Raw genomic sequence first — 11541 nt, 5'->3', positions numbered from 1 at the left:
CGACCGGAGCGGATTCCTTGTGCGCGTGCGCGCGGATCGGTGCGCGATCGCTCGTGGCGCCGCGCGTCAGACGGTGCGGTCGAGCACGTCGTCGATGAAGTCGGCCACGCTCACGACGACCAGCTCCGCGACCCCTGCAGCGCCGAGCGGAGACGATTTCAGCGTCTTCATCCCGTGGTCCGCACCGGGCACCGCCACGACCCGGATGCCGTCGTGCCCCGCGGTCTCCTCGGCGAGGGTCTGCGCCGTGCCGAATGTGTCGCGGTCGCCCTGCAGGACGAGGGCGGGCACCTCCGGCTGCAGCAGCTCGGCGAGTCGTGATGTCTCCGGCCGCCCCGGCGGGTGCAGTGGGAAGGCCAGACAGACGACACCGGCCGCCCCGACCTCGCCCGCGGTGCGGCACGCGACCCGGGCACCGGCGCTGCGGCCGCCGACGATGAGGGGCAGGCCGGCGGCGAGCTCGTCCACGAGCGGGGCGGTCTCGCGCCAGGCGACATCGAGCGCCGCGGGGCGGGAGGCCACACGCTTGCCGGCGACGCGCCACGGCTGCTCGTACCGCACGACGGTGATCCCGCGAGTGGGAAGCGCCCGGGCGAGAGCCGCGAGGTCGACGGCGTCGATGCCTCCGCGCGCTCCGTGCCCGATCCAGAGCACGGCGCGCGGAGAGGCGGCGGGCGCGACGACGAGCCGGCCCGGGCCGAGGGAGGTGGGTGCGGCGATGTCCATCGCCTCGACGGTACCCGACCGCCGTCCGGGCGGCACGACTAGAATCGAGAGCGGATGATTGCGCTCGCGCAAAGGATTCTCGGGAGGACGACATGCGCTTCGAAGAACTCACCGGAACGACCCTCCCGCTGGTGCTCGGGCCGTTCGGCGGTCTCTCGTCGGTGGAGTTGACGGCGGCCGTCAGCGAGGCGGGCGGACTCGGCTCGTTCGGCTTGTACGGGTACTCTGCAGACCGCATCCGCAGCACGGCGGCGGCCCTCCGCTCGCGGACGGACCGCCCGTTCGCCTTCAACCTCTGGCTGCCGATCGAGCTGCCGGGGGAGCACCCGGTCGACCGCGACGAGTACGTGCGATACGTGGACGCGCTCGGGGCGCTGTTCGACGCCGCGGGCGCGGAGCGCCCGGTCTGGCCGGCTGCCCTTCCGCCGTCGTTCGACGAGCAGATCGAGGCGGCGCGCGCAGCGGAGCCGGCCGTGCTCAGCTTCATATTCGGAGTGCCCCCGGCAGACGTGGTCGCGGCCGCGCACGATCGCGGGATCGTCGTGGTCGGCACCGCGACCACCGTCGCCGAGGCGCGTGCGCTCGCTGCAGGAGGGGTGGATGCGATCGTCGCGTCGGGCTCGGAGTCGGCCGGGCACCGGCCGTCGTTCCTGGCCCCGGCGGAGGACAGCCTCGTCGGCTCGCTCGCGCTCGTGCCCCAGGTGGTCGATGCCGTGGACATGCCCGTGATCGCCGCAGGCGGGATCGCCGACCGGAGGGGCGCCGCGGCCGCGTTCGCGCTGGGAGCGAGCGCCGTGCAGGTCGGCACCGCGTTCCTCGCGACCGATCAGTCCGCTGCGCCCGCCGCCCACCGGGCCCGCATCCGCTCGGCCGAGGCGTCGGACACCGTGCTGACGAGGGCGATGAGCGGGCGGCTCGCGCGGGGACTGCGCAACCGTGCTGTCCGTGAGATCGAGCAGGGCGGGACGATCGCGCCGTTCCCCGTGCAGAACGCGCTCACCGGGGTCTTCCGCGCCGCAGCCGCCGGTCGGGGCGACGACGAGCTGCTGTCCCTGTGGATGGGGCAGAGCGCCTCCCTCGCCCGGTACGACGATGCCGGCGACGTCATCGCCGAACTGGCGCACGGGTTCCCGGCTCACTGAATCCCGGCGCACTGAATCCCGGCCGCACGGAATCCCGGCCCGCGGGCGCTCGGCGCCGGAGAGCGGATCGCGGCCCGCGTCGTCAGGGGGCGGACGGGTCGGCGGGCAGCACCAGGGTGAACCGGGCGTCGGTGACCGGCGCGGAGCCATGCGCCTCCGCGGTGCGTGCGAAGGCGTCGAAGGCGGCGGTGACGGCCGGGCGATCGCTCGCCGGGATCGACGCGAGCACCTCGGCCAGGGCGGCGCGGCGCTGCCCGAGGACGCGCTCGACGAGCGCGGACCCGTCGGCAGAGAGCACCAGCCGCACGGAGCGGCGGTCACCCGGATCCTCGCTGCGGTCGACGAGGCCGGCCCGCACCAGCCTCTCGCACGTGCGGGTCGCGTTGGAGGGATGCACGCCCAGCTCGGTCGCCAGTTCGCCCGGGGTGCGGGCCCCGGTGGTCGCGATGAGCACCAGTGCCCGCAGCTGCGTCGAGGTGACCGTGTCCTCCACTTCGAGCACCGAGCGTGCCGCGACGCCGAGGAGCACGTTCGCCGCGCGCAGGACGGCGTCGAGGTCGGCGGCGGGCGCGGGGCGGTCGTCGGTGGTGGTCACCCTCCAGTTCTACCGCGTCCGGGCGGCGGGCGGCACACCGGGTTTCCGAGGTCGTCGCGCGGGTGCGCCGGGTCTCTGAGGGCAGGGTGGGAGCGCGCTCCGAGTCGGGGGCGCCCCGGCGCCGTTCGCTCGCACGGGGAGGATGATTGCGGTATCGCAACTAAGGAGGCGTATCGCCATGGCGGACACGAATGCGCCCTTCGACCGCGACCAGGTCGAGGGCCACTACACCGAGACGGATCCCGAAGCCGCGACGGAGCGGACGGTCCACGGGCAGTACACCGAGACCGAGGGGCACACCGGCCCCGACGACGACGTCGTGGGCGCCTACGTCGGCACCGAGCGCGACGGACAGGAACCCCTCGTGCGCAGCGCGCACCAGCGGATCGGCAACTACCCGCGCACCGAGCACTGACACGAGGCCCCGGCGGGGCTGACATGCCGCCGGGCGCAGAGGTGCGCGGGACGCCCTCGGGTGGGCGCCCCGCGCACCGTCGGGCGTTGTCGTGTCGACGCCGGCGGTCTCAGGCTCCGAGCGTCGCCGCCTCGACGATCGTCGTCGCGACGCCCGGTCCGAGCTCGACCGGGTCCCGGCCGGGGAGGTCGAGCACAGCGGTCGCGCCGATCGGCACCTGCGTGCGGACGCTCAGCGTGCCGTCGGTGCGCTCCCACGCGATCGCGACCGTGCCGTACGGGGACTCGTGCGTCGCCGACGCCCGGGTCAGGCCGCCGCCCGGACGCGGCGCGAAGCGGATGCGCCGATAGCCCGGCTCCTCCGCCGCGAGACCGGCGACCACGCGATGCAGCCAATCCGCCACTGCGCCCAGGGCGTAGTGGTTGAAGGAGGTCATCGAGCCCGGGTTGACCGTGCCGTCCGGCCGGAGCGAATCCCACCGTTCCCAGATCGTGGTCGCACCCTGCGTGACCGGGTAGAGCCAGGACGGGCACTCGCGCTCGAGCAGGAGGTCGTACGCGGTGTCGAGATGGCCGGTCGAGCTCAGTGCGTCGCTGATGAGCGGCGTGCCCACGAACCCGGTCGAGATGCGGTTGCCCTCCTGGGCGACGAGCTCGGCGAGACGGTCGCCGGCGACGGCGCGCTCGGCGTCGGGGAGCAGCCCGAAGCGGATCGCGAGCGCGTAGGAGGTGGGGGCGTCGTTGATGAGCAGGCCCCTCCCGTCGCCGTATGCGCCGCGGAACGCATCGGCCACGGCGTCGGCGAGCGCGTCGTAGTGCATCGTCTCGGCCGCGAGGCCGAGCGCCTCCGCCATGCGTGCCACGGCCCGGGAGGACGCCGCGAAGTACGCGGTCGCGACGACGTACTTGTCGGCGCGGCCGTCGGCCGGGTCCTGCGGCGGGGCGACCGGGTCGAGCCAGTCGCCGAGCTGGAAGCCGTCGTCCCACAGGTGGTCGTCGCCGGCCAGGTGGTCGAGCAGGTCGACCCACCGCCGGGCACTGTCGAACTGGGCCGCCAGGAGGCCGACGTCGCCCGAGCGCTCGTGCAGCGCCAGAGGCGTCAGCGCGGCGACATCGCCCCAGGCGGCGCCGGGACGGATCGGCGTCCACATGTGATGGGCGGGGATGACGGGCACGTACCAGGGGACGGTGCCGTCGGGCAGCTGCTCGGCGGCCACATCCTTCAGCCACGAGGACAGCATCCCCGAGACGTCGTAGAGGAACGCCGCTGTCGGCGCGAAGACCTGGATGTCGCCCGTCCATCCCACCCGCTCGTCCCGCTGCGGGCAGTCGGTCGGGATGTCGACGAAGTTGCCGCGCATGCTCCAGACCACGTTCTCGTGCAGCTGGTTCACCAGGTCGTCCGAGCAGTCGAACCAGCCGGTGCGCTCCATGTCGGTGTGGTAGACCCGGGCGACGATGTCACCCGCGGCGACCGCGGCCCCGACATCTCCCGGCCAGCCGTCCACCTGCGCGAACCGGAACCCGTGGAAGGTGAACCGCGGCTCCCATACCTCGACCTCGCCGCGGCCGGCCAGCGTGTAGCTGTCGGTCGAGCGGGCGTCGCGCAGCGGTCGCGTGTAGAGCTCGCCCTCCTGCAGCACCTCGGCGGTGCGGACCGTGACGGTCCGGCCGCGCTCGCCGCGGACGCGGATGCGCACGCGCCCGACCAGGTTCTGGCCGAAGTCGAGAACGGTGGCGCCGCTCGGAGTGGTGATGACCTCCACCGCCGCGACCTCCTCCGTGCAGCGCACCGGCGGCCCCTCGGGCGCGACGAGGGTGGCAGGATCGCGCCAGCGGACGGCGACGGGCGTCCAGCCGGTCTCGTCGAAACCGGGCGTCGACCAGCCCGGCAGCTCCTCACGCGCGTCGTAGTCCTCACCGTCGTAGTTGCCGGTGCGGAGGATGGGACCGACGCCCGCCTTCCAGTCGCGGTCGGTCGCGATGACGTGGTGCCCGCCGTCCGCATCCTCCACCTCGAGCTGGGCGATGAGGGAGAGGTCGTCGCCGAAGACGTTGCGGAAACCACCGCGCCAGCCCATCCGTCCCCGGTACCAGCCGTCGCCGAGCCAGGCGCCGACGGCGTTGTCGCCGGCGGTGAGCAGCTCGGTGACGTCGTACGTGTAGTAGCGCAGGCGCTGCGCGTAGGTCGTCCAGCCGGGGGAGAGGGCGTCGTCGCCGACCCGCACGCCGTTGATCTCGGCTTCGTAGAGCCCGTGGGCGGTGATGTAGAGACGAGCACGGACGGGAGCCGCGGGCAGGTGGAAGCCACGGCGCACGAGGGCCGGCCGGCGCTCGTCGCTCTCGCGGATCTCGGGCCACGCGCCGCCGACGGCCCGCGCGCTCCAGTCGTCGGGGGAGAGCAGACCGGCTTCGAGGGCGGTCGGCTCGCTCCACTCGGAGGCGTCGGAGGCGTCGGAGGCGTCGGAGGTGTCGGTCTCGGTGTCGGGGGCGGCGCCCACTCCGCGCAGTCGCACGCGCACGACCGCGCGCTCGCGGGAGGCGAGGGGCTCGTCGGGCCAGGGCACGAGCACCTGGTCGGCGCCGTCGACGGCGAAGTGGCGGGTGTCGCCCCCGCGGGTGATCTCGAGCTCATAGCCGGTCTGCCGCCAGTCGTCGGGCGCGGCGGTCCGCCACGAGAGGCGGGGGAGCGGCGTGCCCAGGCCGAGCGGCTCGGGGAGGTGCTCGACGCGCGGGGCGGTGGGGCGGACGGTGACGTGCTGCATGGGGCCTCGTGTTCCGGGACGATGATCGGCGTTGATTCTGACACGTATCAAACACCAGGATTACCACGCCGCGCGAGTCCGGCACAATCAGATTGACACGTATCAACAAAGCGTGTCAGGATGACCGCATCCCCTCGACACGCAGATGTGCGCGCATCGCCGCGCGGAAGGAGGCGGGATGCCCGTCTACGAGCCCGGTCAGTGGCTGAACCCCGACAACAGGCCTGCCGCCACCGGAACGGCGACCGCCGGCCGCTTCGCCGTACCCGTGGAGGGCGGCCGGTTCGACCGCCACCACCACGACGACGACGAGCTCTGGTTCATCACCGCGGGCAAGGGCCGCATCCTGGTCGACGATGCCGAACGCGACGTGCAGGCCGGCGACATCGTGCTGCACCCCGCCGGCTCCACGCACGACATCGTGGCGGTGTACGAGGAGCTGCGTGGCTTCTTCACCGAGACCGGGCATCCGGCCGGAGGCCGGGTCGGCCACCTGCACCGCGACGAGGCCGACGCGGCCGGACACGACGTCCCGGCCCTCCCGCTGCCCGCGGGCTTCCCCGCCCGCGACTGAGAACCAGACCACAGAATCCATCGAGGGCACAGAGACCATCGAGAGCACAGAGACCATCGAGAGCACAGAGAGTTCAGAGGACACCATGCGCATCGCCGTCACCGGGAGCTCCGGCAAGCTCGGCTCCGTCACCGTCGAACGTCTCCGCGCCGACGGGCACGACGTCATCGGCTTCGACCGCGCAGGCCGGCCGGGAGCGGGCTTCACCCAGGTCGATCTCACGGACTACGGCCAGACCCTCGACGCCCTCCTCGGCGTCACCGCCCGGCACACGGGCGTCGACGCACTCGTGCATCTGGCGGCCATCCCGGTCAACGGTCTCGTGCCCGACATCACGACGTTCCAGAACAACCTGGCCGTGACCGGCAATGTGCTGTTCGCCGCCGTCCGCGCCGGGATCCGCACGGTCGTGGCGGCCTCGAGCATCACCGCGATGGGCTTCCCCTTCGACGTGCCGCCGCCGAGCCTCCCGATCGACGAGAGCCACACCCGCGCGAACAACTCCTACGGGCTGGCGAAGGTCATGGAGGAGGCGATGTTCGGTCAGCTCGTCGGCTGGGACCCGGAGCTCAGCATCACCGCCCTCCGCTTCACCAACGTGGTCGGCGCCGACGAGTACGACACCTTCGGCCGCGCGACGGACCCGGAGTACCGCCGCGACCTCATCGGCACCTACGTGGACGCCCGCGACGGTGCCCAGGCCGTCGCCCTCGCCCTGGCCGCGGCACGACCCGGATTCGAGACGTATGCGATCGCCGCCCCCGACTCCGGCTCCGCCATCCCGAGCCGCGAGCTGGCGAACCTCTGGTTCCCGGGAGTGCCGGTCGATCCGACGATGGGCGACAGCGACGCGCTCATCTCGACCCGCAAGGCGCAGGAGCGCCTGGGCTTCGTCACCGAGCACCGGTGGCGCGACGAGTTCCGCTACTGAACCGCACGACCCGGCACACGCCCCATCAGCACACGCCCCATCAGCACAGAGAAGAGCACGAGCACATGAGACTGCACGGCAAGCGCGCCATCGTCACCGGAGCCGCCGGAGCCCTCGGCACGGTCATCGCCCGGACGCTCGCCCGCGAGGGCGCGGACGTCGCCGGCCTCGACCTGAACGCCGAGGGGCTCGAGCGCACCGCCGAGCTGGTGCGGGCCGAAGGGCGGCGCGCGCTGAGCGCGGCGGTCGACCTCACCGATGCCGACGCGGTGGCACGCGCCGTGGACGGGATCGTCGCCGAGTGGGGGGCGGTCGACATCCTCCTCAACGGCGCTGGAGGGGGAGCCGTGAGCCCCTTGCACGAGCTGGCGCCCGAGGTCTGGCAGACGCAGCTCGACCGTAACCTGACGTCGGTCTTCAACGTGACCCGCGCGGTGCTCCCCTCGATGCTCGGCCAGCGCGACGGCCGCATCGTCAACATCGCCTCCATCGCCGCCGTCTCCGGCGGGCGGCTGGTGCGCAACGCCACCGCCTACGCGGCGGCCAAGGCCGGGGTCATCGGGCTCACCAAGTCCCTCGCCATCGAGGTGGCGGCGGACGGTGTGACCGTGAACGCGATCGCGCCCGGCGCCCAGGCGACCCCGGGTCGCGACAACGACACCCCGGAGCGGCGCGCGGCGTTGATGGCGCAGATCCCGACCGGCAAGCTCGGCGTGCCGGAGCACCTGGCCGAGATCGTCGTGTTCTTCGCCGCAGCCGAGGCCGAGAACATCACAGGAGTGGTCCTGCCGGTCGACGGCGGACACTCGATCTGAGCCGGCAGCACGAACAGCGAGCGGAGGACGACGATGAGCGAACGACTGCGGAACGGCGAGCGCTGGTTCGACGAGGTCTACGGCCCCGGCAAGGGCGCAAACCTGGTCGCCCAGCAGACCGGGCTGGCACAGGATCTGGCGCGATTCGGCGTCGAGTTCAACTTCGGGGAGATCTACTCCCGGCCCGGCTTGACGCTGGCCCAGCGGGAACTGCTGTCCCTGGCCTCCCTCGTCACCATCGGCGGCCTCGAGCCGCAGCTCCGCGGCCACACCCGCGGGGCCCTGAATGTGGGCTGCACCCCGACGGAGATCCTGGAGACGGTGATCCACACCGTGCAGTACTGCGGCTTCCCCAAGGCGCTCAACGCCATCTCGGTGATCACCGACGAGCTGACGAAGCAGGGGCAGGAGATCCCGCCGCCGCTCGGCCCGACCGACTGAGCGCGCTACGACCCGTCGTCGGCGCGGAGCGAGCGGATCATGCTCTGCAGGATGCCGAACGCCTGCGACTGCTCCGGGGGCGTCAGGCCGCTCAGCATGCGGACCTCGACCGAGCGCACGGCGGCGGTCGCCTTCTCGAGGCTCCGCCGGCCGAGCGGGGTGAGCCGGGTCGGCAGCGCTTTGCCGACCGGAGCCTGCGCGGGCCGGGTGACGTAGCCGTCGCGTTCCAGCGCCTGCAGGAGCACGTTCATCGACTGCCGGGTCACGAACGCGCCGCGGGCGAGCTCGGAGTTCGACAGGCCGGGGCGCTGGGCGAGCAGTTCGAGGCAGGAATAGTGGGTCACGGTCATGCCGAGCGGTTTCAGGACGGCCTCCATCGCCGCACGGAGGGCGCTCGACGCCTCCTTCAGCAGATAGCCGAGGGAGGTGTCCAGGTCGACGCCGTCTTGACTCATGTCAGTATTCTGACATAGATTGTTCTATGTCAGAAAACTGACACAGAATGAAGGAGTATCACCATGCCGGCCATCGGTCCCGACTTCCTCTCCCTCCAGGTGCGCGACCTCGACGCCTCGCAGGCGTTCTACGAGCACTACCTCGGACTCGTCCGCTCGCAGGCGGGCCCTCCCCACGCCGTCGTCTTCGAGACGGCGCCGATCGCCTTCGCGCTCCGGGACATCGTCCCGGGAACCGACCTCGACGCGGTCGCGCAGCCCGGCATCGGCGCGGCGATCTGGCTCCGCGCCACCGATGTCCAGGCCATCCACGACAGCCTCGTCGCCGACGGTCGCACGATCGTCTCGGCTCCGATCGACGGACCGTTCGGCCGCACGTTCACCTTCGCCGACCCGGACGGCTACCAGATCACCCTCCACGACCGCGCCTGAGCAGCGCTGCGACCGCGCCGGGCAGCGCTGCGACCGCGCCGAGCAGCGCTGCGACCGCGCCGAGCAGGTGCGCCGTCGTCGCTAGCGCGCGGGGCGGGATGCGGCCCGCGTCGTGGTGCGGATGCGGTACAGGCTGGTGGTGGCCGTGATGTAGAGGTCGCTGCCGTCCGGGCCGCCGAAGGCGACGTTCGAGACGGTCTCGGGCACCGGGACCACCAGCAGCGGCTCGCCCTCCGGGCTGTAGACGCGTACGGCGTCGCGGCTGGACGACCAGACGCGGCCGGCCTCGTCGACGCGGAAGCCGTCGGCGCTGCCCGGCCGCACCTCCGCGAAGACCCGGGGGTGGATGCACCGGCCGTCGACCACGTCGTAGGCGCGGATCCATCCCGGAGCACGGTCGTCCCACAGGTAGCCCGTGTCGGCGACGTAGAGCACGGACTCGTCGGGCGAGAAGGCGAGACCGTTCGGGTGCACCATGTCGGTGATGACAGCGTCGGCGTCGCCGGTGACCGGGTCGACGCGGAAGACGTAGCATCCGCCGTACTCCGGTCGGCCCGGGTGGCCCTCCCGCCCGCTCTCGTGCAGGCCGTAGGGCGGGTCGCTGAACCAGATCGCGCCGAGCGAGTCGACCACGAGGTCGTTGGGGGAGTTGAAGAGGAGCGAGCCGTAGCGGTCGACCACCGGCTCCACGACACCGTCGCGGTCGCGCTCGATGCGGCGGCGCCCGTGCGAGCACTGCAGCACGGAACCGTCCCGGTCGAGCGTGCGGCCGTTGACGAACTCGGTGCGCTCGGCGTAGACGCTCGTCGCTCCCGTCGCGGGGTCGAACTCGAGGATGCGGTCGCCGGCCACGTCGCTCCAGCGCAAGCGGTCGCGCCCCGGCACCCAGCAGGGCCCCTCGGCCCACTCGCTGCCGGTCGCCACGCGTTCGAGTGCCGCGCCGGGGGCGAGCAGAGTGTCTCCGTCGACGATGTCCATGCGTACCAGCATGGCAGATGGCGCGAGCCGATTGATACGTGTCAGAATCGGTCGCGGAAGGGAGTGCCATGGCGACGGTGGGGATGCGGGAGGTCGCGGCCCTCGCGGGCGTGTCGCACGGTTCGGTGTCGCATTACCTCAACCACCCCGATCGGGTCTCGCGCGAGCTCGCCGAGCGCATCCAGCAGGCCATCGACCAGCTCGGCTTCGTGCCCAACATCGTCGGACGTCAGCTGCGCACCGGCAGCAGCACCGCCATCGCCTACATCGCGCCCGACGTGAGCAACCCGTACTTCGCGACGATCGCCGAAGGGGTCGAGCAGCGCGCGGCCGAGGCCGGGCTCTCCGTCTTCATCGCCAACTCCAACCGCAGCCGTCGACGCGAGGACGCCTACCTCGAACTCTTCCAGCAGCACCGGGTGCGCGGGATGCTGGTCGCGTCGCACGAGGGCGTCGAGGACCGCCTCGCGGCCATCCGGCGCCGCGGCACCCCCTCGGTGCTCGTCGGCCAGGCAGCGGTGTCGGCGGAGCAGGCGTCCGTCTCGGTCGACGACGTCGCCGGGGGAGGGCTCGCGGCCGCGCACCTGCTCGGCGGCGGTCGTCGGCGCCTCGCGTTCGTCGGCGGGCCGCTCGGGATCCGTCAGGTGGCCGATCGTCTCGACGGCGCGCACCGCGCGGTCGCAGCCGTGCCCGGCGCCGCGCTCGAGGTGCTCCCGGTCGAGGACCGCACGATCGCCGGCGGGCGCGCGGCGGCGCGGGCGCTGGCCTCCCGGCTGCCGCAGGATCGGCCCGACGCCCTGTTCGCCGCCAACGACCTCCTCGCCCTCGGCCTGCTGCAGGGGCTCGTCTCGGCGGGCGTGCGGGTGCCGGAGGAGGTGGCGCTGATCGGCTACGACGACATCGAGTTCGCCGCGGCGTCGATCATCCCGATCAGTTCCATCCGCTCACCGCACGAGGAGTTCGGCGCCGCTGCCGTGGACCTGCTGGTGGCCGCATTCGACGACCCGACGGCGGCGGGGCACCGGGTGTACGCGCCCGAGCTGGTCGCGCGGGCGAGCAGCGCGCCGCGCGTAGCCCGGTAGGCAGCGGAGGGGATCCGCCGCGCGGGACCGGTCCCGCGCCGGCAGCGGAGGAGATCGGGCTCCGGGAGCCCGAACTCTCCTCCGCTCGCGGCAGGGCGGGACGTCGGGTGCGGGAATGTCCCGGTCTCTTATAAACAAATACGAGCCCACGAGAAGTTTCAATATCACGTATGGCGTCTTCATCTTGTAAT

13 protein-coding genes are annotated in these 11541 nt (G+C 72.5%); 8 read left to right on the top strand and 5 right to left on the bottom strand.

Features of this window, described 5'->3' with window-relative positions; translation table 11 throughout:
- Window positions 1–66 precede the first annotated feature (66 nt).
- Window positions 67–726, bottom strand: coding sequence for an alpha/beta family hydrolase (locus ACFVU2_RS20050; RefSeq protein WP_387878217.1), 660 nt, complete (start codon window positions 724–726; stop codon window positions 67–69).
- Window positions 727–818: 92 nt separating this feature from the next.
- Here ACFVU2_RS20050 and ACFVU2_RS20045 point away from each other — a divergent pair, with 92 nt between their 5' ends.
- On the top strand, window positions 819–1868 hold the full coding sequence (locus tag ACFVU2_RS20045) for an NAD(P)H-dependent flavin oxidoreductase (RefSeq protein WP_387878214.1): 1050 nt from the start codon (window positions 819–821) through the stop codon (window positions 1866–1868).
- Window positions 1869–1950: 82 nt separating this feature from the next.
- On the opposite strand, the gene ACFVU2_RS20040 is transcribed toward ACFVU2_RS20045, so the two are convergent.
- The gene (locus ACFVU2_RS20040) at window positions 1951–2463 is read right to left on the bottom strand and encodes a MarR family winged helix-turn-helix transcriptional regulator (protein ID WP_387878211.1); all 513 of its coding nucleotides are present in this window, start codon (window positions 2461–2463) and stop codon (window positions 1951–1953) included.
- A 178-nt stretch (window positions 2464–2641) separates the two neighbouring features.
- Between ACFVU2_RS20040 and ACFVU2_RS20035 the strand changes: the two genes are divergently transcribed.
- Entirely contained in the window at window positions 2642–2878 is a 237-nt protein-coding gene (locus ACFVU2_RS20035) for a hypothetical protein (protein ID WP_387878208.1), read from the top strand.
- A gap of 109 nt (window positions 2879–2987) precedes the next feature.
- Here the strand turns inward: ACFVU2_RS20035 and ACFVU2_RS20030 are convergent, their stop codons facing one another.
- Window positions 2988–5642, bottom strand: a complete 2655-nt coding sequence (locus ACFVU2_RS20030) for a family 78 glycoside hydrolase catalytic domain (protein WP_387878206.1) — start codon at window positions 5640–5642, stop codon at window positions 2988–2990.
- A 178-nt stretch (window positions 5643–5820) separates the two neighbouring features.
- Between ACFVU2_RS20030 and ACFVU2_RS20025 the strand changes: the two genes are divergently transcribed.
- From ACFVU2_RS20025 to ACFVU2_RS20010, 4 genes are all read left to right on the top strand, one after another.
- Complete coding sequence (locus tag ACFVU2_RS20025) at window positions 5821–6216, top strand: cupin domain-containing protein (protein WP_387878203.1); 396 nt, start codon at window positions 5821–5823, stop codon at window positions 6214–6216.
- An 85-nt stretch (window positions 6217–6301) separates the two neighbouring features.
- A complete protein-coding gene (locus tag ACFVU2_RS20020) occupies window positions 6302–7147 on the top strand; it encodes an NAD-dependent epimerase/dehydratase family protein (RefSeq protein ID WP_387878202.1) in 846 nt (281 codons plus the stop codon).
- A 65-nt stretch (window positions 7148–7212) separates the two neighbouring features.
- Window positions 7213–7962: an SDR family NAD(P)-dependent oxidoreductase gene (locus tag ACFVU2_RS20015; protein ID WP_387878199.1), complete on the top strand. Its 750-nt coding sequence runs from the start codon at window positions 7213–7215 to the stop codon at window positions 7960–7962.
- A gap of 33 nt (window positions 7963–7995) precedes the next feature.
- The gene (locus tag ACFVU2_RS20010) at window positions 7996–8403 is read left to right on the top strand and encodes a carboxymuconolactone decarboxylase family protein (protein ID WP_387878197.1); all 408 of its coding nucleotides are present in this window, start codon (window positions 7996–7998) and stop codon (window positions 8401–8403) included.
- A 5-nt stretch (window positions 8404–8408) separates the two neighbouring features.
- Here the strand turns inward: ACFVU2_RS20010 and ACFVU2_RS20005 are convergent, their stop codons facing one another.
- The gene (locus ACFVU2_RS20005; protein ID WP_387878194.1) at window positions 8409–8858 is read right to left on the bottom strand and encodes a MarR family winged helix-turn-helix transcriptional regulator; all 450 of its coding nucleotides are present in this window, start codon (window positions 8856–8858) and stop codon (window positions 8409–8411) included.
- A gap of 63 nt (window positions 8859–8921) precedes the next feature.
- On the opposite strand from ACFVU2_RS20005, the gene ACFVU2_RS20000 reads away from it, so the two are divergent.
- Window positions 8922–9290: a VOC family protein gene (locus ACFVU2_RS20000; protein ID WP_387878193.1), complete on the top strand. Its 369-nt coding sequence runs from the start codon at window positions 8922–8924 to the stop codon at window positions 9288–9290.
- 81 nt (window positions 9291–9371) lie between these two features.
- Here the strand turns inward: ACFVU2_RS20000 and ACFVU2_RS19995 are convergent, their stop codons facing one another.
- The gene (locus ACFVU2_RS19995; RefSeq protein WP_387878191.1) at window positions 9372–10268 is read right to left on the bottom strand and encodes an SMP-30/gluconolactonase/LRE family protein; all 897 of its coding nucleotides are present in this window, start codon (window positions 10266–10268) and stop codon (window positions 9372–9374) included.
- Between the two features lie 68 nt (window positions 10269–10336).
- Between ACFVU2_RS19995 and ACFVU2_RS19990 the strand changes: the two genes are divergently transcribed.
- Window positions 10337–11350 carry a LacI family DNA-binding transcriptional regulator gene (locus ACFVU2_RS19990; protein WP_387878189.1) on the top strand — a complete coding sequence of 338 codons (1014 nt, stop codon included), beginning with the start codon at window positions 10337–10339 and terminating at the stop codon, window positions 11348–11350.
- Window positions 11351–11541 lie beyond the last annotated feature (191 nt).

Source organism: Leifsonia sp. NPDC058194 (genome assembly GCF_042883605.1).
In the GTDB taxonomy this organism is placed as follows: Bacteria; Actinomycetota; Actinomycetes; order Actinomycetales; family Microbacteriaceae; genus Leifsonia.
Note: the sequence above shows the minus strand (reverse complement) of the source record. Positions and strands in the feature narration are given on the sequence as shown.

What these genes read in the sequence shown, in the direction of transcription:
- ACFVU2_RS20050 (WP_387878217.1), bottom strand. Translation starts at nt 726, where the DNA reads ATGGACATCGCCGCACCCACCTCCCTCGGCCCGGGCCGGCTCGTCGTC.
- ACFVU2_RS20045 (WP_387878214.1), top strand. Translation starts at nt 819, where the DNA reads ATGCGCTTCGAAGAACTCACCGGAACGACCCTCCCGCTGGTGCTCGGG.
- ACFVU2_RS20035 (WP_387878208.1), top strand. Translation starts at nt 2,642, where the DNA reads ATGGCGGACACGAATGCGCCCTTCGACCGCGACCAGGTCGAGGGCCAC.
- ACFVU2_RS20030 (WP_387878206.1), bottom strand. Translation starts at nt 5,642, where the DNA reads ATGCAGCACGTCACCGTCCGCCCCACCGCCCCGCGCGTCGAGCACCTC.
- ACFVU2_RS20025 (WP_387878203.1), top strand. Translation starts at nt 5,821, where the DNA reads ATGCCCGTCTACGAGCCCGGTCAGTGGCTGAACCCCGACAACAGGCCT.
- ACFVU2_RS20020 (WP_387878202.1), top strand. Translation starts at nt 6,302, where the DNA reads ATGCGCATCGCCGTCACCGGGAGCTCCGGCAAGCTCGGCTCCGTCACC.
- ACFVU2_RS20015 (WP_387878199.1), top strand. Translation starts at nt 7,213, where the DNA reads ATGAGACTGCACGGCAAGCGCGCCATCGTCACCGGAGCCGCCGGAGCC.
- ACFVU2_RS20010 (WP_387878197.1), top strand. Translation starts at nt 7,996, where the DNA reads ATGAGCGAACGACTGCGGAACGGCGAGCGCTGGTTCGACGAGGTCTAC.
- ACFVU2_RS20005 (WP_387878194.1), bottom strand. Translation starts at nt 8,858, where the DNA reads ATGAGTCAAGACGGCGTCGACCTGGACACCTCCCTCGGCTATCTGCTG.
- ACFVU2_RS20000 (WP_387878193.1), top strand. Translation starts at nt 8,922, where the DNA reads ATGCCGGCCATCGGTCCCGACTTCCTCTCCCTCCAGGTGCGCGACCTC.
- ACFVU2_RS19995 (WP_387878191.1), bottom strand. Translation starts at nt 10,268, where the DNA reads ATGGACATCGTCGACGGAGACACTCTGCTCGCCCCCGGCGCGGCACTC.
- ACFVU2_RS19990 (WP_387878189.1), top strand. Translation starts at nt 10,337, where the DNA reads ATGGCGACGGTGGGGATGCGGGAGGTCGCGGCCCTCGCGGGCGTGTCG.